General features: G+C 51.3%; 25 protein-coding genes and 1 other annotated feature. Of the genes, 8 read left to right on the top strand and 17 right to left on the bottom strand.

Going from position 1 to position 22,683, the window contains the following annotated elements; genetic code table 11:
• Positions 1-36: 36 nt before the first annotated feature.
• From hisIE to hisL, 9 genes are all read right to left on the bottom strand, one after another.
• Positions 37-648, bottom strand: a complete 612-nt coding sequence (gene hisIE, locus PS053_RS05295) for a bifunctional phosphoribosyl-AMP cyclohydrolase/phosphoribosyl-ATP diphosphatase HisIE (protein WP_059236248.1) — start codon at positions 646-648, stop codon at positions 37-39.
• Positions 642-1,418, bottom strand: coding sequence for an imidazole glycerol phosphate synthase subunit HisF (hisF, locus tag PS053_RS05290; protein ID WP_181588648.1), 777 nt, complete (start codon positions 1,416-1,418; stop codon positions 642-644). The genes hisIE and hisF overlap by 7 nt, the downstream gene beginning before the upstream one ends.
• Positions 1,400-2,137, bottom strand: coding sequence for a 1-(5-phosphoribosyl)-5-[(5-phosphoribosylamino)methylideneamino]imidazole-4-carboxamide isomerase (gene hisA / locus PS053_RS05285; RefSeq protein WP_032236641.1), 738 nt, complete (start codon positions 2,135-2,137; stop codon positions 1,400-1,402). Before hisA ends, hisF begins: the two co-directional genes overlap by 19 nt.
• Positions 2,137-2,727: an imidazole glycerol phosphate synthase subunit HisH gene (gene hisH, locus PS053_RS05280; RefSeq protein ID WP_256878897.1), complete on the bottom strand. Its 591-nt coding sequence runs from the start codon at positions 2,725-2,727 to the stop codon at positions 2,137-2,139. Before hisH ends, hisA begins: the two co-directional genes overlap by 1 nt.
• The gene (hisB, locus tag PS053_RS05275; protein ID WP_000080104.1) at positions 2,727-3,794 is read right to left on the bottom strand and encodes a bifunctional histidinol-phosphatase/imidazoleglycerol-phosphate dehydratase HisB; all 1,068 of its coding nucleotides are present in this window, start codon (positions 3,792-3,794) and stop codon (positions 2,727-2,729) included. Before hisB ends, hisH begins: the two co-directional genes overlap by 1 nt.
• Complete coding sequence (gene hisC, locus PS053_RS05270) at positions 3,794-4,864, bottom strand: histidinol-phosphate transaminase (protein WP_256878898.1); 1,071 nt, start codon at positions 4,862-4,864, stop codon at positions 3,794-3,796. Before hisC ends, hisB begins: the two co-directional genes overlap by 1 nt.
• Complete coding sequence (gene hisD / locus PS053_RS05265; RefSeq protein ID WP_256878899.1) at positions 4,861-6,165, bottom strand: histidinol dehydrogenase; 1,305 nt, start codon at positions 6,163-6,165, stop codon at positions 4,861-4,863. The genes hisC and hisD overlap by 4 nt, the downstream gene beginning before the upstream one ends.
• 5 nt (positions 6,166-6,170) lie before the next feature.
• On the bottom strand, positions 6,171-7,070 hold the full coding sequence (hisG, locus tag PS053_RS05260) for an ATP phosphoribosyltransferase (RefSeq protein WP_000131780.1): 900 nt from the start codon (positions 7,068-7,070) through the stop codon (positions 6,171-6,173).
• A gap of 46 nt (positions 7,071-7,116) precedes the next feature.
• Positions 7,117-7,240 (bottom strand) — a sequence feature (His leader region).
• Complete coding sequence (gene hisL, locus PS053_RS05255) at positions 7,216-7,266, bottom strand: his operon leader peptide (RefSeq protein ID WP_001364200.1); 51 nt, start codon at positions 7,264-7,266, stop codon at positions 7,216-7,218. (Overlaps the previous feature by 25 nt.)
• A 433-nt stretch (positions 7,267-7,699) precedes the next feature.
• On the opposite strand from hisL, the gene PS053_RS05250 reads away from it, so the two are divergent.
• From PS053_RS05250 to plaP, 4 genes are all read left to right on the top strand, one after another.
• Positions 7,700-8,524, top strand: coding sequence for an SDR family oxidoreductase (locus tag PS053_RS05250; protein ID WP_000754726.1), 825 nt, complete (start codon positions 7,700-7,702; stop codon positions 8,522-8,524).
• A 45-nt stretch (positions 8,525-8,569) separates the two neighbouring features.
• Positions 8,570-9,499: a LysR substrate-binding domain-containing protein gene (locus tag PS053_RS05245; protein ID WP_025238804.1), complete on the top strand. Its 930-nt coding sequence runs from the start codon at positions 8,570-8,572 to the stop codon at positions 9,497-9,499.
• A gap of 213 nt (positions 9,500-9,712) precedes the next feature.
• On the top strand, positions 9,713-9,775 hold the full coding sequence (gene yoeI / locus PS053_RS05240; protein ID WP_010723108.1) for a membrane protein YoeI: 63 nt from the start codon (positions 9,713-9,715) through the stop codon (positions 9,773-9,775).
• Positions 9,765-11,123: a putrescine/proton symporter PlaP gene (gene plaP / locus PS053_RS05235; protein WP_059236235.1), complete on the top strand. Its 1,359-nt coding sequence runs from the start codon at positions 9,765-9,767 to the stop codon at positions 11,121-11,123. The genes yoeI and plaP overlap by 11 nt, the downstream gene beginning before the upstream one ends.
• Positions 11,124-11,202: 79 nt before the next feature.
• On the opposite strand, the gene sbcB is transcribed toward plaP, so the two are convergent.
• Positions 11,203-12,630: an exodeoxyribonuclease I gene (gene sbcB / locus PS053_RS05230; protein ID WP_072243852.1), complete on the bottom strand. Its 1,428-nt coding sequence runs from the start codon at positions 12,628-12,630 to the stop codon at positions 11,203-11,205.
• A gap of 209 nt (positions 12,631-12,839) precedes the next feature.
• Here sbcB and dacD point away from each other — a divergent pair, with 209 nt between their 5' ends.
• The 4 genes from dacD to PS053_RS05210 all read left to right on the top strand — a co-directional run bounded on the left by dacD (position 12,840) and on the right by PS053_RS05210 (position 16,360).
• Positions 12,840-14,006, top strand: coding sequence for a serine-type D-Ala-D-Ala carboxypeptidase DacD (gene dacD, locus PS053_RS05225; RefSeq protein WP_054412537.1), 1,167 nt, complete (start codon positions 12,840-12,842; stop codon positions 14,004-14,006).
• Between the two features lie 119 nt (positions 14,007-14,125).
• Entirely contained in the window at positions 14,126-14,599 is a 474-nt protein-coding gene (gene sbmC / locus PS053_RS05220) for a DNA gyrase inhibitor SbmC (protein WP_025238807.1), read from the top strand.
• A 201-nt stretch (positions 14,600-14,800) separates the two neighbouring features.
• Positions 14,801-15,859 (top strand): FUSC family protein, encoded by a 1,059-nt coding sequence (locus tag PS053_RS05215; RefSeq protein ID WP_001200873.1) that lies wholly within the window; start codon positions 14,801-14,803, stop codon positions 15,857-15,859.
• Between the two features lie 171 nt (positions 15,860-16,030).
• On the top strand, positions 16,031-16,360 hold the full coding sequence (locus PS053_RS05210) for a DUF496 family protein (protein WP_002461872.1): 330 nt from the start codon (positions 16,031-16,033) through the stop codon (positions 16,358-16,360).
• Positions 16,361-16,481: 121 nt separating this feature from the next.
• Here PS053_RS05210 and PS053_RS05205 read toward each other — a convergent pair whose 3' ends face one another.
• From PS053_RS05205 to pduO, 7 genes are read right to left on the bottom strand one after another with little or no spacing between them, the layout of a single operon-like run.
• On the bottom strand, positions 16,482-16,913 hold the full coding sequence (locus PS053_RS05205) for a EutP/PduV family microcompartment system protein (protein WP_256878900.1): 432 nt from the start codon (positions 16,911-16,913) through the stop codon (positions 16,482-16,484).
• A gap of 4 nt (positions 16,914-16,917) precedes the next feature.
• On the bottom strand, positions 16,918-17,268 hold the full coding sequence (gene pduU, locus PS053_RS05200; protein WP_000211396.1) for a propanediol utilization microcompartment protein PduU: 351 nt from the start codon (positions 17,266-17,268) through the stop codon (positions 16,918-16,920).
• A complete protein-coding gene (gene pduT, locus PS053_RS05195; RefSeq protein WP_256878901.1) occupies positions 17,268-17,822 on the bottom strand; it encodes a propanediol utilization microcompartment protein PduT in 555 nt (184 codons plus the stop codon). Before pduT ends, pduU begins: the two co-directional genes overlap by 1 nt.
• A gap of 2 nt (positions 17,823-17,824) precedes the next feature.
• Positions 17,825-19,168, bottom strand: a complete 1,344-nt coding sequence (locus PS053_RS05190; RefSeq protein WP_256878902.1) for a 4Fe-4S dicluster domain-containing protein — start codon at positions 19,166-19,168, stop codon at positions 17,825-17,827.
• A complete protein-coding gene (locus PS053_RS05185; protein ID WP_256878903.1) occupies positions 19,165-20,277 on the bottom strand; it encodes a 1-propanol dehydrogenase PduQ in 1,113 nt (370 codons plus the stop codon). The genes PS053_RS05190 and PS053_RS05185 overlap by 4 nt, the downstream gene beginning before the upstream one ends.
• A gap of 10 nt (positions 20,278-20,287) precedes the next feature.
• A complete protein-coding gene (gene pduP / locus PS053_RS05180; RefSeq protein WP_059273967.1) occupies positions 20,288-21,673 on the bottom strand; it encodes a CoA-acylating propionaldehyde dehydrogenase PduP in 1,386 nt (461 codons plus the stop codon).
• Entirely contained in the window at positions 21,670-22,677 is a 1,008-nt protein-coding gene (pduO, locus tag PS053_RS05175; RefSeq protein ID WP_256878904.1) for a two-domain cob(I)yrinic acid a,c-diamide adenosyltransferase PduO, read from the bottom strand. The genes pduP and pduO overlap by 4 nt, the downstream gene beginning before the upstream one ends.
• Positions 22,678-22,683: the final 6 nt, after the last annotated feature.

Here is a 22,683-nt window from a genome sequence, read left to right as displayed (position 1 = left end):
GCGACAACAACATATCGCATCCGCTTACCCCGCAACTCACTGATGCCGTTTGCGCAGGTTCTCAATCACCGTCGTTAAGTCCAGATCCTGATCCTGCAACAATACCAGCAGGTGATACATCAGGTCAGACGCCTCGTTGGTCAGCTCAAAGCGGTCATGTACCGTCGCGGCCAGTGCAGTTTCCACGCCTTCTTCGCCCACTTTCTGCGCGATGCGCTTGGTACCGCTGGCATACAGTTTGGCTGTGTAGGAGGTTTCCGGGTCGGCAGATTTGCGTTCGGCGAGCAACTGCTCCAGTTGATACAGGAACAGCCACTGGTGAGCGGTGTCGCCGAAGCAGCTGCTGGTGCCTTTGTGGCAGGTTGGGCCGATAGGATTCGCCAGCACCAGCAGGGTGTCGTTGTCGCAGTCCGGCGCAATGCTCACCACGTTGAGGAAATTGCCCGAGATTTCGCCTTTGGTCCACAAGCGCTGTTTAGTACGCGAGAAGAAGGTGACTTTGCCGCTTTCGATGGTTTTATCTAAGGCTTCCGGGTTCATGTAGCCCAGCATTAACACTTCGCCGGATACCGCATGTTGCACAATCACCGGCATCAGTCCGTCGGTTTTTTCCCAGTCCAGTTCGCGGCGTTGTTGCTCTGTTAACATATCCTGATCTCCACGCCCTGTGTTGCCAGGTACGCTTTTAATTCACCAATATTGATTATTTGTTTGTGGAATACGGAAGCTGCCAGCGCGCCGTCAACGTCTGCATCGCGGAAGGCTTCGAGGAAGTGTTCCATGGTGCCCGCGCCACCGGAGGCGATCAGCGGGACGTGGCAAACTTCACGCACTTTTTTCAGCTGCTCGAGATCGTAACCGTTACGCACGCCGTCCTGATTCATCATATTGAGGACGATTTCTCCGGCACCGCGTTTTTGCACTTCCTGTACCCAGTCGAGTGTTTCCCATTGCGTGACGCGGGTGCGACTTTCATCGCCGGTATATTGATTCACATGATATTTATCGGTTTCAGCGTCGTACCAGGTATCAATGCCGACCACAATACATTGCACACCAAAGCGATCCGCCAGACGGGTAATTAACGTCGGGTCTGCCAGCGCAGGAGAGTTGATGGAAATTTTATCCGCGCCAAAAGAAAGAATTTTGGCGGCGTCATCCAGCGACTTAATCCCACCCGCCACGCAGAACGGAATGTCGATAACCTCCGCCACGCGAGATACCCAGCTTTTATCTACCACACGTCCATCGCTGGAAGCGGTGATATCGTAGAACACCAGTTCGTCTGCACCTTCTTCGGCGTAGCGTTTTGCCAGCGGCACGATATCGCCAATGATTTCATGGTTGCGAAACTGTACGCCTTTCACCACCTGACCATCACGAACGTCGAGACACGGAATTATGCGTTTTGCCAGCATGCGATGGCCTCCTTCACGGTGAATTTACCTTCCAGTAATGCGCGACCAACTATTACGCCGCGCACGCCAGTACCACGCAGGGCAGCGACATCATCAATGTCGCCAATGCCGCCGGAGGACTGAAATGCCACCTGCGGATATCTGGCGCACACCTCTTCATATAAAGAGACGTTAGAACCTGCCAGCGTGCCGTCGCGCGAGATATCGGTACACAGCACATGTTTCAGGCCGACGGGCAGATAGATTTCCACCAGTTGTTCCAGCGAAACGCCCGAGTTCTCTTGCCAGCCGCTCACTGCCACCTGTTTATTGCCTTGCTCGTCAATACGGACATCCAGCGCCAGCACTAAGGCATCGGCACCGAAGCGTTCAAACCAACCTTTCACCATTTCTGGGGATTTCACCGCGGTGGAGCCAACCACCACGCGTGCAACGCCTGCTTCCAGTAACGCCGCTACGTCTTCTTCGCTACGCACACCGCCGCCAACCTGCACCGGAACGTTAACGCCCGCCACCAGGGTTTTAATCAGCGGGATTTGACGTTTAGCCGGATCTTTTGCCCCGGTCAGATCCACCAGATGCAACACTTCGGCACCCTGCGCGGCGTAATCCTGTAAGCGCGGCAGCGGGTCGTTACCGTAATCACGCTGTTTGCCGTAATCGCCCTGATGGAGACGCACCACGGTGCCGTCGATTAAATCTAATGCAGGAATAATCATCACATCTCCAGGAAGTTTTTCAGCAACTTAGCGCCAGCGGCACCAGAACGCTCCGGGTGGAACTGCACGCCGTAGAAGTTATCTTTTTGCACCGCCGCGCTGAACGGTTCACCGTAGTTGCACTGGGCGATGGTCCACGGATTGACCGACATGGCATAGCTGTGAACAAAGTAAAAATACGCGCCATCTTCAATCCCCTGAAACAGGCGGTTGCCTGCCTGCGGATAAACGCGGTTCCAGCCCATATGCGGCAGCGGCAGACCAAAGTCGGTCATTTTCGACACATCTTCGTCGATGATGCCCAGCAAATCGACGCCGTTGCTCTCTTCGCTACGCCGTCCAAGCAGTTGCATCCCCAGGCAGATGCCCAGCACCGGTTGGGTACAGGCTTTGATGAGATCAAACAGCTCACGCTCACGCACCTGGTCCATTGCCGCTTGTGCGGTGCCGACGCCGGGTAAAAACAGTTTATCGGCCAGCAACACCACGTCCGGGTCACGGCTGACTTTGGGTTCATAACCGTGACGCATAATGGCAGACTTCACCGAATTCAGATTGGCGCAACCGGTATCAAGGATCACCACGTTCATTACAGCACTCCTTTCGACGAGGGCAGGGTGTCGCCTTCCACGCGGATGGCCTGGCGCAGGGTCCGACCAAAGGCTTTGAACAGGCTCTCTACACGGTGGTGATCGTTTTTACCTTTGGTTTTCAGGTGCAGCGTCACGCCCATGGTGTAAGAGAGCGAACGGAAGAAATGCTCGATCATTTCGGTGCTGAGATCGCCCACGCGCTGGTAGGTAAATTCCGCTTTATATTCCAGGTGCGGGCGACCAGAGATATCCAGTGCGCAACGGGCAAGGCATTCGTCCATCGGCAGCACAAAACCAAAGCGGCAAATACCACGTTTGTCGCCAAGAGCAATTTTTAACGCTTCGCCCAGCGCCAGTCCGGTATCTTCGACGGTGTGGTGATCGTCGATATAGAGATCGCCTTTAACGTTGATTACCATACGGAAACCGCCGTGGGTCGCGATCTGATCCAGCATATGATCAAAGAAGCCAACGCCAGTGTTAATTTTGCTGTCGCCTTCGCGATCCAGCCACACCTGAACGTCAATCTGCGTCTCTTTGGTGTTGCGCACTACGTGGGCGTAACGATCACGTCTGGTGAGTTGCTCGCCAATCATCGGCCAGTTCAGGGTTTCTCGGTCGTAGCGTAAACCAGTAATACCCATGTTTTCAGCCAGTTGAATGTCGGTCGCGCGATCGCCAATCACATAACTGTTGGCACGGTCCATCGCTTGTTCAGCGAGATAACGCTCTACCAGCTTTACTTTCGGCTTACGGCAGTCGCATTCATCGGCGGGCAGGTGTGGGCAAATCAGCACTTCATCAAACTGTACGCCTTGCGAGGTGAAGATCTGCATCATCAGATTGTGCGGACCATCGAAATCCGCCTGCGGGAAACTTTGTGTTCCCAGACCATCCTGATTGGTGATCATCACCAGCTTGTAGCCCGCTTTTTGCAGCTTTAGCAGTTCCGGGATCACGCCTGGTTCAAAGGCGAGTTTGTCAAAACGGTCCACCTGAAAATCACTCGGCGGTTCGCTAATCAGGGTTCCATCGCGATCGATAAAAAGATACTTCTGACTCATCAAACTTGCTCCGCACGTAAGGCGTCAATGACGCGCTGGCTTTCTTCACGGGTTCCGACGGTAATTCGCAGGCAGCCGCTTAAAGAGGGGTGTTTATTCTGATCACGTAAGATAATGCCCTGATCCCACAAAGATTTAAACACTGCGCTGGAGGCTTTAAAGCGCGCCAGAATGTAGTTGGTTTCCGAGTCGAAAACCTGCTCCACGCAGGGGATCTCTTTCAGTGCGGCAATCAGGTATTCGCGTTCTGCAATGATTGTCGCTACTCGTTCGCGCATGGCGACGATTCCCTGCGGGCTTAACGCCTGGGTCGCAATGTCGGCAACCGGCGTCGAGAGCGGGTAGGGGGCGATCACTTTCATCAGCAGGTTGATGACTTCTTCGTTTGCCAGCGTAAATCCGCAACGAAGCCCTGCCAGAGCAAAAGCTTTCGAAAGGGTACGCAAAATAGCCAGATGCGGATATTCCGCCAGCCAGCCAGCCAGCGAGGCCTGTGGGCAAAACTCAATATAGGCTTCATCGGCGACCACAATTGCCTTGCCGCGGGTTAACTCCAGCAATGTGCGAAAATCCTGCGGGTTGATCAGTTGCCCGGTCGGGTTGTTGGGGCTGCAAACATAGACCACTTTCACGTCATCCAGCTTGTCGGAAATGCCCTGCAAGTCCAGTTGCCAGTTTTCCAGCGTCGGCACCGTACGGCATTCGACACCAATGGTTTCCGCACTGACGCTGTACATACCGTACGTTGGCGGGCAATAGAGAATGGCGTCTTTACCCGGTTCGCAAAAAGCACGAATCAGCAGTTCAATACCTTCGTCCGCGCCACGGCTGACCAGCACCTGCTCCGGTTTTACGCCTGCATACTGCGCGTAATTTTCAATCACCGCTTTCGGCTGGCATTCCGGGTAGCGGTTGAGCGTTTGCTGAGTAAGCTGAAACTCCACGGCTGTGGGGTATTCGTTGGCATTCAGCCAGACGTCGCCGTTACCGCCCAGACGACGCGCCGACTGATACGGCGTCAGGTTGCGGACATTTTCACGCGCTAAATCGGTAATAGTCACGGTGCTCATGCTTGCTCCTTAAGGGCGTTAACACGCAAAGTAACGGCATTTTTGTGGGCGGTCAGGCGCTCGGCAGCGGCCAGTGTTTCAATAGTCGACGCCAGCGTGGAGAACCCTTCTTTCGACAGTTCCTGTACGGTCATGCGCTTCTGAAAATCTGCCAGCCCGAGGCTGGAACAGGTGGCGGTGTAACCGTAAGTCGGCAGCACGTGGTTGGTGCCGGAGGCATAGTCGCCCGCCGATTCCGGTGACCAGTCACCAAGAAATACCGAACCGGCGCTGGTGATGCCATCGACCAGTTCGCGAGCGTTGCGGGTCTGAATGATCAGGTGCTCCGGGCCGTAGAGGTTGGAGATCTCTACGCATTGCGCTAAATCTTTAGTCACAATCAGGCGGCTGGCGCTCAGTGCCTGGCGGGCGGTTTCAGCACGCGGCAGTTCTGCCAGCTGGCGTTCGACAGCTTCGGCAACGCGACGCGCCATCTCAGCATCGGGCGTCAGTAAAATTACCTGCGAATCCGGGCCGTGTTCAGCCTGGGAGAGCAAATCAGAAGCCACGAAATCCGGCGTAGCGCCGTTGTCGGCAATCACCAATACTTCTGATGGGCCTGCGGGCATATCGATCGCCGCACCGTCCAGACGCTGACTTACCTGACGTTTTGCCTCGGTGACAAAGGCGTTACCTGGTCCGAAGATTTTGTCCACTTTCGGCACGGATTCTGTACCAAACGCCAGCGCGGCAATGGCCTGTGCGCCACCGACGTTAAACACGTCCTGCACGCCACACAGTTGCGCTGCGTAAAGAATTTCATCGGCAATCGGCGGCGGTGAGCACAGCACCACTTTATTACAGCCGGCAATACGCGCCGGAGTCGCCAGCATTAATACCGTTGAGAAGAGCGGGGCGGAGCCGCCAGGAATATACAAACCCACCGAAGCCACCGGGCGAGTGACTTGCTGGCAACGTACGCCTGGCTGGGTTTCGACATCTACCGGCGATAGTTTTTGCGCAGTGTGGAAGGCTTCAATATTTTTTACCGCAACCGCCATTGCCTGTTTCAGGTCGTCGCTCAGACGTTCGCTGGCGGCGGTAATTTCTTCAGCAGATACTTTAAGCGTAGTAACGGTGGTTTTATCAAACTTCGTGCTGTATTCCCGCAGGGCATCATCACCGCGGATTTTTACGTTATCGAGAATATCGTTAACAGTGCGGGTAATGCTTTCAGAAGCGGAGATCGCCGGGCGCATTAACAGCTGGCGTTGTTGCTCCGCAGTACAGCTATTCCAGTCAATGATTGTGTTAAAGCTCATGGCGATCACTCCATCATCTTCTCAATCGGCAGCACCAGGATTGAACTGGCACCCAGCGCTTTCAGTTTTTCCATCGTTTCCCAGAACAGGGTTTCGCTGCTGACCATGTGCATCGCTACGCGTTGTTGGTCACCCGCCAGTGGCAGAATGGTTGGGCGTTCGGCACCTGGCAGCAGGGCGATGACGTCATCCAGACGTTCGGTCGGTGCGTGCATCATGATGTATTTTGATTCGCGCGCCTGGATCACGCCCTGAATTCGGGTCAGTAGTTTGTCGATCAGTTGCTGTTTGGATTCTTCCATTTCGCCGTCGCGTTGGATCAGACAGGCTTTCGAGCGATAAATAACTTCGACTTCGCGCAGACCGTTAGCTTCCAGCGTGGCGCCGGTGGAAACCAGATCGCAAATCGCATCCGCCAGCCCGGCGCGCGGGGCCACTTCAACAGAACCGTTCAGTAAGCAGGATTTAAAAGAGATACCTTTCTGGTCGAGATAACGCTTGAGCAGGTGAGGATAAGAGGTGGCGATACGTTTGCCGTTTAAGGACAGCGGGCCGTCCCAGGCTTCATCAACCGGTGTTGCCAGCGACAGGCGACAACCGCCGAAATCCAGACGACGCAGGGTAAAGTAACGCGGATCTTCACCCTGGGCACGGCGGTTAAGCAACTCTTCTTCCAGCACGTTTTCGCCGATAATCCCAAGGTCAACCACGCCGTCCATTACCAGACCGGGAATGTCGTCGTCACGCACGCGCAGAATATCAATCGGCATGTTTTCAGCCATTGCGATCAGGCGCTGAGTGTGAAGATTAATTTTAATGCCACAGCGCGCCAGTAATTCGCGTGAATCATCACTTAAACGGCCGGATTTCTGCATAGCTATGCGTAAACGAGTGTTGTCTGTCATTTTCTTCTTCCTCTTTAAACCTGTCTGAACCGTTATCAACCGCGCAATAAAAAAGCCCCCGGAAGGTGATCTTCCGGGGGCTTTCTCATGCGTTCATGCACCACTGGAAGATCTGAATGTCTTCCAGCACACATCGCCTGAAAGACTAGTCAGGATGATGGTGATGATGGTGGTGTTTAAATTGAACGCGTGTCATAAAATTCTCTGTGAATGTTTATTCAACTGATGTCATTTAACCTAAACCACTTTCACGTGAGAAAGCAAGGGCTTTTTTATATATTTTATGGCGATGGATTTGTTTAATGAATGAGCGGGGAATGGAGAGCGCTAAGAGTGAGTACGTTAAAAAAGTCATCGTGAAAATACGTCTTTAAAACCCTTAAGAACATTGTGTTTTGCAACTAAAACGCGCTTTGTTCATGCCGGGTGCGGCGTGAACGCCTTATCCAGCCTACAGATGTTGCCTAAATTCAATATATTGATGTTTTTGTCGACCTGATAAGCGAAGCGCATCAGGCAATTGTATAATTGTATATCTGCTAACAGTTTCGATTCATTCATAGAATGAATTGTCAGTTTTGATGCGCTAGCGTAGCCTTATAGATCTAAGGTGTATCAGGAGAAAACGGATGAAAAAGGTCGCAATTGTCGGGTTAGGGTGGTTAGGCATGCCGCTGGCGATGTCACTTTCAGCGCGGGGCTGGCAGGTCACCGGGAGTAAAACCACACAAGATGGCGTCGAAGCGGCCAGAATGAGCGGGATTGATAGCTATTTGCTTCGTATGGAACCTGAGTTAGTTTGCGATTCTGACGATCTGGATGCCCTGATGGATGCTGATGCGCTGGTCATCACGCTTCCGGCACGTCGTAGCGGTCCCGGCGATGAGTTCTATTTACAAGCGGTACAAGAGTTAGTGGATAGCGCACTGGCTCACCATATTCCCCGCATTATTTTTACCAGCTCAACGTCTGTTTATGGCGATGCGCAAGGCACGGTAAAAGAAACCACCCCGCGTAATCCGGTAACCAATAGTGGACGAGTATTAAAAGAACTCGAAGACTGGCTGCACAACTTACCTGGCACTTCGGTCGATATTTTACGTCTTGCGGGTCTGGTCGGGCCGGAGCGTCATCCCGGTCGCTTCTTTGCGGGCAAAACAGCGCCAGATGGCGAACATGGCGTTAATTTGGTTCATCTGGAAGATGTTATTGGCGCAATCACCTTGTTACTACAGGCACCTAAAGGCGGACACATCTATAATATATGTGCGCCAGCTCATCCTGCGCGCAATGTTTTCTACCCGCAAATGGCCCGTCTATTGGGGCTGGAACCTCCGCAGTTCAGAAACAGTCTGGACAGCGGCAAAGGTAAAATTATTGATGGCAGCCGGATCTGTAATGAATTGGGATTTGAATACCAGTATCCCGATCCACTGGTAATGCCGCTGGAGTAAAGCATCACGCCAGCAGGATGCCGCATACGCCGCAAGGGGGCGTGTATGAAACCACTGCTGGATGTGTTGATGATCCTTGATGCCTTAGAAAAAGAGGGCAGTTTTGCCGCGGCGTCAGCCAAACTGTATAAGACGCCATCTGCCCTCAGTTATACCGTTCACAAGCTGGAAAGCGACCTTAATATTCAATTGCTTGATCGTAGTGGTCATCGCGCCAAATTTACCCGTACCGGTAGAATGTTGTTAGAGAAAGGGCGAGAGATTCTCCATTCTGTACACGAGCTGGAAAAGCAGGCAATCAAACTTCATGAGGGTTGGGAGAATGAGCTGGTGATAGGCGTCGATGATACCTTTCCTTTTTCACTGCTTGCGCCACTCATTGAAGCTTTTTATCAACATCACAGCGTGACGCGATTGAAATTTATCAATGGCGTGCTTGGTGGATCTTGGGAGGCCCTGACTCAGGGGAGAGCGGACATCATTGTTGGCGCGATGCGCGAGCCGCCATCTTCCAGCGAATTTGGTTTTTCTCGTCTGGGGGAGCTGGAACAAGTCTTCGCTGTCGCCCCCCATCATCCGCTGGCGCAGGAAGAAGAACCGCTTAACCGACGCGTGATTAAACGCTACCGGGCGATTGTGGTGGGCGATACAACCTACACTGGCGCGACTGCGGTTCCACAATTGCTTGACGAACAAGAAGCCATTACCGTATTCGACTTTAAAACCAAGCTGGAGCTGCAAATCAGCGGCCTTGGTTGCGGCTATTTGCCTCGCTATCTGGCGCAACGTTTTCTGGACAGTGGCGCGCTTATCGAGAAAAAAGTGGTCGCACAAATCCTCTTCGAATCGGTGTGGATTGGCTGGAATGAACAGACCGCAGGGCTCGCCAGTGCATGGTGGCGAGATGAGATTTTAGCAAATAGTGCGATCGCCGGTGTTTATGCAAAATATGATGACGGAAAATCAGCCAGTTAAGGAAATATTTTTATGACAAGCCTCTCATTCTCTTGTCATTTACCCCCCATTTAGGCACAATGCGCCGCTGTCAAAAAATGACTAAAAACCGACGTTTCATCAGCGTCGGTTATTTTTTGCTTCAAACCAATCATTCATCCAAGAGGCCGGGCTTCGTACCGGATAGATATTTACTAAAAATCGACAGTTGTTGTCGCTGAGGAATCAAAAAAAATGGGGCAATTTTTTGCTTACGCGACGGTTATCACCGTAAAGGAGAATGACCATGTCGCATAACGTTACTCCAAACACCTCTCGCGTGGAATTGCGTAAAACGCTTACGTTAGTTCCGGTTGTAATGATGGGTCTTGCCTATATGCAGCCGATGACGCTGTTTGATACATTTGGTATCGTTTCGGGCCTCACGGATGGTCATGTGCCGACAGCCTATGCATTCGCATTGATTGCAATCCTGTTTACGGCGCTGAGCTACGGGAAGCTGGTTCGCCGCTATCCTTCTGCTGGCTCTGCATACACTTACGCCCAGAAATCCATTAGCCCGACGGTTGGCTTTATGGTGGGTTGGTCTTCTCTGCTCGACTATCTGTTCGCGCCGATGATCAACATTCTGCTGGCGAAAATCTATTTTGAAGCTCTGGTGCCTTCTATCCCATCGTGGATGTTTGTGGTGGCGCTGGTGGCTTTTATGACCGCCTTTAACCTGCGTAGCCTGAAATCCGTAGCGAACTTCAACACCGTAATCGTGGTGCTGCAGGTTGTGCTGATCGCGATAATTCTGGGCATGGTGGTTTATGGCGTATTTGAAGGTGAAGGCGCAGGTACGCTGGCGAGCACTCGTCCGTTCTGGTCTGGCGATGCACATGTCATCCCGATGATTACCGGTGCGACAATCCTGTGTTTCTCCTTTACCGGCTTTGACGGCATCAGCAACCTGTCGGAAGAGACTAAAGACGCAGAGCGCGTGATCCCGCGTGCGATTTTCCTGACCGCGCTGATCGGCGGTATGATCTTCATCTTTGCGACTTACTTCCTGCAGCTGTACTTCCCGGATATCTCTCGCTTTAAAGATCCAGAAGCATCACAGCCTGAAATCATGCTGTACGTTGCGGGTAAAGCGTTCCAGGTTGGCGCGCTGGTTTTCTCCACCATCACCGTACTGGCGTCCGGTATGGCGGCGCACGCAGGCGTAGCGCGTCTGATGTACGTAATGGGTCGTGACGGCGTGTTCCCGAAAAGTTTCTTCGGTTATGTACACCCGAAATGGCGTACTCCGGCGATGAACATCATCCTGGTTGGTGCGATTGCCCTGCTGGCAATCAACTTTGACCTGGTAATGGCAACGGCGCTGATTAACTTTGGTGCGCTGGTGGCGTTCACCTTCGTTAACCTGTCGGTTATCTCGCAGTTCTGGATCCGTGAGAAGCGTAACAAGACGCTGAAAGATCACTTCCAGTATCTGTTCCTGCCGATGTGTGGTGCGCTGACCGTTGGTGCGCTGTGGGTTAACCTGGAAGAAAGCTCGATGGTTCTGGGTCTGATCTGGGCGGCTATCGGTCTGATTTACCTGGCTTGTGTGACTAAAAGCTTCCGCAACCCGGTTCCGCAGTACGAAGACGTAGCATAATCTTATAAAGCCGGATGAGATAATCATCCGGTGAATCATTAAAAGCCGGAGCGTATTGGACTGCTCCGGCTTTTTCGTATCAGACAATCTCTTCCGCGTACTGCCAAAGCGCCTTTAACAGCGCTACTTTTTCTTTATCGTCGGCGTATTGCTGCGCCAGCATCTGCAGTTCATCAGCATAACTTTGCAAAAACTCGGGAGTGAATACCTGGCGACGATGTTCCAGCCAGCGTTGCTGTTCGGCGTAATCCAGCGTCCCCGGGAAGTTGCGCGCCCGATAGTTAAACAGCAGCTTTTCAATTCGTTTGTCGACAAAGGTGATATCCAGCGCCGGTAAATTACGTGGCTCAGTTTCCAGCACAATTTTCATCGCCGCGCGATCGGCATCGCTGAAAAAGCCATTATAAAGCTGGGCATCAACATTCTCTGAAGGTGTAAACGGTTCTGCTTCAGCGAATATCGCCACTACTTTTTCGCGCACTTGCGGATTTTCACGCAAAATTTTCAGGTTATCGAGGCAATGCTGGCGATTAATTCCCAGTCGATCGGCATCTTCCGGGCGTAGTGTATTCGCTTGCGCCAGTACCGGACATTTATTGATATGCACCAGTTTCACCGGAACGGCGGCGTTATCGCCCAGATCGGCTTTGGCGGTATACAGGCGTTCGCGCAAGGTGTCGCTGTCCAGCTCCAGTAACGGCGAAATATCGCCTGCCAGATCAACCATAATCACCGCATTACGATTTTCCGGGTGCCACGCCAGCGGCGCCACCCAACTGGTATTACCGCGCCATGCGCCAAACATACCAGAAACGTGCACCAGAGGTTTCATCTGCGGAACATCAATCAGCGCCATCAGTTTGTGCTTATTACGATGGGTGTAGAGATAATCAAACAGACGTGGCTGACGTGTTTTTACCAGCTTCGCCATGGCAATAGTGGCGTACACGTCAGCCATCGCATCGTGGGCATTACTATGTTCAATGCCGTTGGCTTTGGTTAAATGTTCAAGGCGGAAACTCGGCAAACCCTCTTCATTTTCTGGCCAGTTTATTCCCTCCGGGCGCAGAGCATAACAGGCGCGCATGACATCCAGCAGATCCCAGCGAGAGTTATCATGCTGCCAGCTCCAGGCATAAGGATCATAGAAATTACGGTAAAAGATGTTACGTGTGACTTCGTCGTCGAAACGCACATTGTTGTAACCCAGGATACAGGTATTCGGCACGGTAAAAAGTGAGTGGATCCGCGTAGCAAAGGCGGCTTCATTTTCACCTTTCGCCCGCGCTTCTTGTGGTGTAATTCCTGTAATCAATACCGCGCCTGGCTGGGGTAAGTAGTCATCTGCCGGTTTGCAGTAAAAAATTTCCGGTTCGCCTATTACGTTAAATTCACTATCGGTGCGAATAGCGGCAAACTGCGCAGGGCGATCCAGCGCCGGATGCGTGCCAAAAGTTTCGTAATCGTGGAACAAAAAAGTAGGTTGATGTTTGCCGTTATTCATCATTAGGTTAAATCCGTTATTTCTGCTGTACGCCAGAGTATCAAATATCACAATGCTATTCAGCTTCAGAGCGACAATTTGGGGGGGCGTTAGAACAGATAATGGTAGGATGAAAATGAGATGACCGTCACATTTACTTGCAATTTATTCCAGAACCTTCATCAGGATTTCCGTAAAAAGAACCGCTAATTGAAATTCCTGAGGACATGCTGTTGAAACGCCGTCTTTTTATTGCCGCTTCTTTGTTCGTTTTTAACTTATCTTCCAGCCAGGCAGCGGAAAATATCCCTTTTTCTCCCCAACCTCCAGCGATTCATGCAGGGGCATGGGTGTTGATGGATTATACAACAGGGCAAATTCTTACGGCGGGGAATGAACATCAACAACGTAATCCCGCCAGTCTGACCAAGCTGATGACAGGCTATGTTGTCGATCGTGCTATCGATAGCCATCGTATTACGCCTGACGATATTGTGACAGTGGGACGTGATGCATGGGCGAAAGATAACCCGGTGTTTGTTGGTTCCTCCCTGATGTTTCTGAAAGAAGGCGATCGTGTATCTGTACGCGATTTAAGCCGTGGGCTAATTGTTGATTCCGGGAATGACGCCTGCGTTGCGTTGGCAGATTATATTGCCGGTGGTCAGCGCCAGTTCGTCGACATGATGAACAATTACGCCGAGAAACTGCATTTACAGGATACCCATTTTGAAACGGTGCATGGTCTGGATGCGCCGGGGCAGCATAGCTCAGCATATGATTTGGCTGTGCTTTCTCGCGCTATCATTCATGGCGAACCTGATTTTTATCATATGTATAGCGAGAAAAGCCTCACCTGGAACGGCATTACCCAACAAAACCGTAACGGTTTATTGTGGGACAAAACCATGAATGTTGACGGCCTGAAAACGGGCCATACTTCCGGCGCCGGGTTTAATTTAATTGCTTCGGCTGTGGATGGTCAGCGCCGACTTATTGCAGTGGTCATGGGCGCGGACAGCGCAAAAGGTCGTGAAGAAGAGGCAAGGAAACTTTTGCGCTGGGGGCAGCAAAACTTTACTACGGTGCAAATTTTGCACCGTGGGAAAAAGGTTGGCACGGAACGTATCTGGTATGGCGATAAAGAAAACATTGCCCTTGGGACGGAACAGGGCTTCTGGATGGTGCTGCCTAAAACTGAGATCCCCAACATTAAAGCCAAATATACTCTTGATGGTAAAGAACTGACTGCGCCAATCGCCGCTCACCAGCGAGTAGGGGAAATCGAACTTTATGACCGCGATAAACAGGTGGCGCACTGGCCGCTGGTCACGCTGGAATCGGTCGGTGAAGGCGGTATGTTTTCCCGTTTGAGTGACTATTTCCATCATAAAGCCTGACCTTTCTTTTGCAGCAGATTGGCAGGAGTGCGAGTCTGCTCGCATAATCAACACTCATTCCTTGTGGTTTTTATATCGCACATTATGCTGTATAAAAAACCAGTATCAATGGAGGCATCATGAACTACGAGATTAAGCAGGAAGATAAACGTACCGTTGCAGGTTTTCATCTCGTTGGCCCGTGGGAACAAACGGTAAAGCAAGGTTTTGAGCAGTTGATGATGTGGGTGCAAAACAAAAATATTATAGCCAGAGAGTGGCTCGCCGTTTATTACGATAATCCAGATGAGACGCCTGCCGAAAAGTTACGCTGTGATACAGTCGTGTCGGTAGCGGATAACTTCACGCTTCCCGAAAACAGTGAAGGCGTCATTGTGACGGAAATTTCAGCGGGTCAGTATGCTGTGGCGGTAGCTCGCGTAACCGGTGATGATTTTGCCAAACCCTGGTATCAGTTTTTTAATAGTCTCTTGCAGGACGGCGCTTACGAAATAGCATCGAAACCGTGTTTTGAAGTTTATCTGAACAATGGCGCAGAAGAGGGGTATTGGGATATCGAAATGTATGTAGCAGTGCAGCCAAAACATCGCTAGCGTATGGCTGTGGGGCTGCCTGTTAACGCGATAACCACTCTGTTTTCATTGGGGAAAAGAGTAAGATGTATTTTTAATTGTCTGACAATTCAGCCGGGAATCGCACTGTTCCCGGTTTGTCGGCCGGATGAGTTACGCTAGCGACCTCCGACCACCAGATGCGTTATGACTGCTTTTATTCTTCATTGACGGAGTTCCTGCGTGCGTGCTGATAAATCCCTAAGCCCGTTTGAAATTCGAGTGTACCGCCATTACCGTATTGTGCATGGTACGCGAGTCGCGCTGGCGTTTCTGCTTACCTTTCTCATCATTCGCCTGTTTACCATCCCGGAAAGTACCTGGCCGCTGGTGACTATGGTGGTGATCATGGGGCCAATCTCGTTTTGGGGGAACGTCGTTCCTCGTGCATTTGAACGTATTGGTGGTACGGTATTCGGCTCGATTTTAGGGCTTATCGCTCTGCAACTGGAGTTAATCTCGTTACCTCTGATGTTGGTCTGGTGCGCGGCAGCCATGTTCCTTTGCGGTTGGCTGGCGCTGGGTAAAAAGCCTTATCAGGGGCTATTGATTGGCGTGACGCTGGCGATTGTTGTTGGTTCGCCAACCGGCGAAATAGACACCGCATTATGGCGAAGTGGCGATGTTATTCTCGGTTCCCTGTTGGCTATGTTGTTTACTGGCATCTGGCCGCAACGAGCTTTCATCCACTGGCGCATTCAACTGGCGAAAAGCCTGACTGAATATAATCGAATCTATCAGTCAGCATTTTCACCGAATTTACTTGAACGGCCACATCTGGAAACGCATCTGCAGAAGCTTTTGACAGACGCCGTGAAAATGCGTGGGCTGATTGCACCTGCCAGCAAAGAAACCCGTATTCCAAAATCGATTTATGAAGCTATCCAGACCATTAATCGCAATCTGATTTGTATGCTGGAGTTGCAAATCAATGCTTACTGGGCCACACGCCCCAGCCATTTCGTGTTACTGAACGCGCAAAAACTGCGTGATACGCAGCAAATGATGCAGCAAATATTGTTGTCGCTTGTTCATGCGCTGTATGAAGGCAATCCGCAACCGGTTTTTGCCAATACGGAAAAATTGAACGATGCTGTGGAAGAGCTGCGCCAGTTGCTCGATAACCACCATGAGCTGAAGATTGCTGAGACGCCCATATATGGCTATGTCTGGCTGAACATGGAAACAGCACACCAGTTAGAGTTGCTGTCAAATCTGATTTGTCGGGCCTTGCGCAGATAAATCCCGGCCTTCAGAACCATTTTTCTGCTGCTTCGATTCAGCAAGGATAAAGGGTATGATAGTGAAAAGGGATAAAAGCATTGTCATCTGCGGCAGCTATGAGTAATGTTGGCCCTAACGAATAGCGGTTGCTTAAACGAATCCGACTCTCACATTATCAGGGGTATACAAATGGAAACTACCAAGCCTTCATTCCAGGATGTACTGGAATTTGTTCGTCTGTTCCGCCGTAAGAACAAACTGCAACGTGAAATCCAGGACGTTGAGAAAAAGATCCGTGACAACCAGAAGCGTGTTCTGCTGCTGGAAAACCTGAGCGATTACATCAAACCTGGTATGAGCGTCGAAGCAATCCAGGGCATTATTGCCAGCATGAAAGGCGACTATGAAGATCGCGTTGACGATTACATCATCAAAAATGCTGAACTCTCCAAAGAACGCCGTGATATCTCCAAAAAGCTGAAAGCGCTGGGCGAAATGAAAAACGGCGAAGCGAAGTAATTCCTGTTTTATTCAGTGGGGGTTGCCAGACAATCCTCACTGATCATTAACTCTTCTCTCTGCGTTACAAATCATTATTCCCGTCTGCTAACATACTGAAATGTCGAAATTAACGACAGCCTTATTCGCTATGCAACAAGGCAAGAAGCTCTGCAACTCCGATGTTACTTACTGCACTGGTCACTAACACATCGCGTGCTCCCGCTTCCCATAGCCAGTATTTCACCAACGATATTTGTTCCACGCTGGCTAAATCTGCTTTGGTTACTACTCCAATAACCGGGCGATTCATTGGCGTCGTAAAACCTGGCGAAAAAGGTGACCACGGCGCGTCCGCATTAAGCACCAGTGCGATAATATCCGCTTCGCAGGCGCTGACCTGCAACGCGTTGTAAAGGCTACGGTTTTCTAAGTATTCCCCAGGTGTATCAATAGCCGCCGGGGACCAGACGATAGCCTGCGTTTTCTGATAATGAATATTCTCTCCGCACAGGCATTGTGTGAGTGACGTCTTTCCGCACTGGCTGGGGCCGATGAGCATCATGCGTTGCATAATATCAGGTCCGTGTAATGGGGCAGGCGGTAAAGTGCATCATTTCACCCAGCGTGCGGGTAACCTGGCTAAGTGCATATTCGATAGCAGAAACATCGCCCGTCAGTACTACCGCACCCGTAAAACGATCAAGAAAGCCGATCTCTACAGCGCCCGACTTTGTGGCGATATCGCATGCGATGATAGATGCCTCGCTCGGTGTGATTGTCAGAATACCAATAGCGGAAACGGTGTCTGGTAAACCCAATTTCTTAAACAGATCCTTTCCCGGATTAGCAATGACATGTGCCAGTGTGACCTGTTTACCGGGGACATATTCCTGAATCATCCGTTCAGTGGTGTGCTGAGTTGTCATTATCCCTCCACCATCTGACGCCACATGGCTTCATGCGGACGGGCAACCACCGAGTGATAGATCAACAAACCTTTTTCTCCCGCACACTCGCTGGCGACAGAGACTGCGTTATTAACATCAGAAATATCGCCTGCAACCACCATGTAGCATTTACCACCAATGCCGAAGGCCATATGCACGCGAACGAGGACCACATTTGCCGCTTTAACAGCACGATCGGCCGCGTCAATACAGGCTGCTACGCTCCAGGTTTCGACAACTCCTACAGCCCGGCGCTGTTCAACATGGTTCAGGCCGCTGATTGCGGGCAGGATACTGGGATGAATATTCGGCAGGACCAGACTGTCGACCCGCATTTCAGCTGCAAGGGAAATGCCGCTATTGATGGCCTGTTGCACAGCACCCACATCGCCACCAAGCATCAACAGAAATTTACCGGGGCATAGCGTTTTGCTGACCAGTAATTCAACACTGGCGCTTTTCAGCATGGCATCGCCGGTTTCCATCCCTTTCGCGATACTGCTAAGTTCTAAAATACCTACCGCTTTCGACATGGTTAACCTCTCACAACTGTAATAGCGTTTTCTGTCACATCACTGATCGTGCCATCAATACTTGCATGAATGGGGGCTCCTAATGTGCCGTGTGGAATGCGACCAACGCATTGCCCACGAACAACACGATCGCCTTTTTGTACACACGCAATTGCGCTGGTGCCGATGTGCTGGCGTAGTAATAATGTCACTCTTTCGGGCTGAGGCTCGTGTTCAGACAATGGCGCATCCTGATACCACGGGGTTAAGCCCAGCCTGGCCACCAGCCGTTTTACTGGAATCAGGCGATAATTTGTCATGACATCCGCAGGGTTTAAGGCACCTTCATAGCGGAGATTTTTGGCGCGTAATTCCTGCTTAAGCAGGCGGTTTATGCGCATCGGTGAAATACCTACCGGGCAGGCGACGCTGGCGCAGACGTTGCACTCCGAACAGGTGAGCGCCGTCAGCAACAGTTGCGGAGTAGCGAGCTGTGGGTAGTTAACCTCACGAACTAACAAATGTGGTGATAGTTCGTGACCGATTAAATGACGTGGGCAGAGATCGGTACACAAGCGGCATTGTTCACAAACGGTTTTCGCGACGGTAAGTACACTGCGATCATCCTGCATTCGACGTTGGATCAGTGAATGCGTGTAGGGTAATACCAGCAAGCCACTGGTGATTTTGCTGACTGGCGTGTCGAGCGATGTGAGCAAACTTCCCATCATCGGCCCACCATTGATAAAACCGGGTTTATCCACCGTTACACCGCCCGCCAGCGCCAGTACTTCGCGTAAAGACATCCCAATGGGGACGCTAACCGTTATTGGTTTAGCAACCGCACCATTAACGGTGAGTGTGCGGCGCGTCACGGGATACTCTTGCTCGACGGCTCTGGCAATATTCAGCACGGTCTGGACGTTATTGACAACTACGCCGACGCTAACGGGTAATGCGCCAGGTGGGACGCGGCGACCTGTTGCCATCCAGATGGTCAGCACTTCGTCTCCTGCGGGATAAACGTCGGGCAAAATATGCAGGCGGATATTTGGCGGAAGCAATGGGGTGAGTGTGCTTATTGCGGGTTGATACTTCTCTTTCAGCGCGATAATTCCGTTACTGGCCCCGGTGGCTTTCATTGCATAGTGAACACCGCGGAGCAGGCGGCTGGCTTGCTGTGCCATTAACTGCTGGTCCACTTTCAACATGGGTTCGCATTCCGCCGCATTCACCAGAAAAGTATCAACACACGCCTGCAGCTTGATATGTGTTGGAAATCCTGCGCCGCCAGCACCCACGACCCCTGCTGTCTGAACTCGCTCGCGGATTGTCTGACCGTTGCAGGACGTTAACTCGACGTTCATAGCAACTCCTCAAGCAGTTCTGTAATTGCATTGGCATCAGCCGCACGTGGGTTGGTACGCAATGTAGCATCCGCCAGCGCCGCCTGAACCATCTCTGGAATGTGCGATGACCATTCTGCTTTTTTTTCTTTCAGAGCATTGGCGAGAGTTGGTATTGAACACGCTTTTTTGAGCTGTTCAATATGTTGAATAAGTGCATTCAGGCTTGCGGAGTCATTGGCGTCGTCAGGGCATAAACGACACGTTTTTGCCAGCCGGACGTAGCGTTTGGCGGCGCGAGGATCGCCAGCATTAAAGCGGATAACTGCCGTGAGTAGTAGTGCATTCGCAAGGCCATGTGGCAGATGAAATTGCCCGCCGAGTTGATGGGCAATAGCATGGTTTACCCCCAGACCAGCCTGGCTAAAGGCCATTCCGGCAAGCGTCGAGGCATTATGCATTTTGCTGCGGGTGATGAGGCAATCGCCTTTCTTCACTGCTGTGGGCAAGTATTGAAAGACAATTTGAGCTGCTTTTTCGACCAGCTCGTCCGTGAAGTCACTGGCATGAGGAGATACATAAGCTTCAAGCGCATGGGTTAAAACATCTATTCCGGTATTGGCAGTTATCGCGGGCGGCACGCTGATGACCAGCGAGGGATCGAGAATTGCGATATCCGGGTAAAGCGTATTATCGAAAAGGGGATATTTAATCCCTTTTTCAGGATCGCTAATGACACAAGCGCTGGTCACTTCTGAGCCGGTGCCGCTGGTGGTGGGAATGGCGACGCAGGTTTCAATCTCTATAGCACACTGGCGACTAAACCAGACAATCGCTTTTGCGGCGTCCAGCGCGGAGCCTCCGCCAAAACCGATAACCACATCCGGGCGTAAAGTTTGCATCTGAGTGATGCCTTTTACTACGGTCTGGATGGTTGGGTCGGGCGTTATTTCGCTAAAAATATTGAGGCGATTGCTGTCAGGCAGCGCCAGGCGCAACGTATCAATCAATGGCGATCGTGCCAGAAAAGCGTCGCAAATAATCCAGATGTGTTTATTCGTGAAACGGCTAAGTACTTTGAGACTTCCTGGTCCGCTGTATAAACACGTCTGCAATGAAAAAGTATTCATTTCCGTTTCTCTAGCGAATGGAAAAGCCGCTGGTTAATACACAGCGTCGTGAGCGGGCAAAAGTCCGTGCTGACGTTGTCCCTTCTCCGGTTGGTGTCGCAATGGTGAAGGTCGTAAAGCCTTCGCTGCCGACGCCAATACCAGCCCAGGAAGGGCCATTTTTGACAAAGATTGAGGTTTGCATAACGCGCGCGGCAAGGTTGAGCCGTGAGACGTTCTGCGAGTGCATAATTGCCGTGTGGTGCAAGCCGTCTTCCACTTTCAGCGCCAGGGTGAGAGCGCTGTCAAAATCGTTGACCTTCACAATGGGCAGCATTGGCATCAGTTGTTCACAGGTAACCCAACTATCATCGGCGTCAACAACGGCAATCAGTAAGCGAGGCGCTTTTACTGGCAAAGGGAGTCCAGCGGCTTCCAGCAAGGTTGATGGGCTTTTACCAACCAGTTTTTTGTTGGCGACACCGTCTGGCAGGCAAACAGCACGCAATTTTTCAGTTTGTTCATGGTTAAGAAGAAGGGCGCCAAAACTTTGCATCTGTTGAATTAAATAATCTGCCACTGGCGCCACGACGATCAGGCTTTTTTCAGCGATACACGGCAGGTTGTAATCAAATGAGGCGCCGTTGATGATGTCCTCGGCGGCTTTCACAATATCCGCCGTTTCATCGACGATACACGGCGGGTTACCCGCACCGGCACCAATCACTTTCTTGCCGCTTTTCATTCCCATTGCAACGATACCCGGACCGCCGGTAATTGCCAGAGCGCCGATTTTAGGGTGCGCCATCATCTGTTCGGTGGCAGCAAAGGTCGGTTCAGATACCGTAACGATCAGGTTATGAATGCCACTACAGCGAAACGCGATGTCTTCAATTATGGCGATCAATTTCAGCGATACGTTTTTGGCTCCCGGATGTGGACTGAAGTAGACGCTATTGCCTGCTGCCAGCATGCTGATACTGTTGTTAATGATGGTTTCCGTGGGGTTGGTACTTGGCGTGACCGAGCCAATAACCCCAAACGGGGAATATTCAAATAAAACCATGCCACCATCACCGGTCAGTGCCGTGGTGGTTAAATCTTCAAGGCCTGGCGTGTTATCGAGTGCCGCTTTGTTTTTTAAGTACTTATCTTCTTTATTTCCCATTCCCGTTTCGTTAGCGCTCTCTTCCGCCAGTTCTGTAAGGCGGGGAGTTAATTCTTCGCGAATAGCGCTGATAATGGCGCTGCGGGTTTTAAGCGGACACTGTTGAAAACGTAAAAAGGCCTGGTATGCAGCGCAGACCGCTTCATCGACAGTCTGGAAAATACTGTTTTTTGGCGTTTGCGATGTCGTGGGGACAAGCTGCTCGCGCAGAATATTGCGGATCAGTGTTTCTAATTCAACGTTATTCATTGATTTGCTCCCACATTAATTGCCTTCATTGCGCTTTGGGCAATATCCATGTCTTGCTCAACACTGCCACCACTAATGCCAAGCCCGCCAAGCAATATTCCGTCGCGCCAGAGGGGGAAGCCGCCACCAAAAGTAACAACTTTGCCTTGCATATGACTTTCGAGCCCGTAAAGCGGCGCACCCGGTTGCACGGTATCAGCAAGCTTGTGTGTTGCCGTTTTTATTGCCACGGCGGTCCAGGCTTTTTTCGGCGCCAGTTCACTGCTAACCAGCAGTGCATCAGGCATCCGCCAGGTAACACTTTCTGTTCCGTTGGTATCGACAATGCTGATAACAACGGGAATATGCAGTTCATTCGCACGCATTGCCGCGCTACGAATGAGCTGGTGAAGATCCTGAAAAGTGAGCGACATCGTGCGTTCCTTCAATGCTGAAGTGTGGTTGGCCTCGTGATAACGTTTTGTAATTTCCTGAATCATCAGGTTCTGATGAGCAACGTTGTCTTCCACGCGGGCGAGGGCATACAGGCAATCGGAAAGTCGGTTGATATAGTGCAGTAAAACATGGCGGACGCTGGCTTCCGCTGTTAGTTCAACCAGGCGCCTTTCAGCCCGTCGGGCCACCGTACGGGCGAAATGCATGCGGCTCGCAGCTTCACAACGTCCTGGCAGAATGAAGCTGTGAACCGGAGGAACAGCGTTCATTGCGTTATCGATCGCTTTTTCCAGCGCGGCGATTTCTTCTGTACTGATATACCGCTGCTGCGCTGATGGCTGTTCGCTTTCACTGGCGAGTTCGGCGCTAAACCAAAATATCTGTTGCTGAATGGCTTCCAGTAATATGCGATGGTTTTCGATGGCGGTGGCGCAATAACACAGACTGAGTGCCGCGTTCAGTTCATCCAGCGTGCCGTAGGTTTCGACGCGTAGATGAGCTTTACTGACGCGTTGTCCGGTAAATAGAGACGTACTTCCTGAATCACCAGTGCGGGTATAAATCGCCATCTTTTA

This window comes from Escherichia albertii (assembly GCF_028622335.1).
Lineage (GTDB): Bacteria > Pseudomonadota > Gammaproteobacteria > Enterobacterales > Enterobacteriaceae > Escherichia > Escherichia albertii.
Note: the sequence above shows the minus strand (reverse complement) of the source record. Positions and strands in the feature narration are given on the sequence as shown.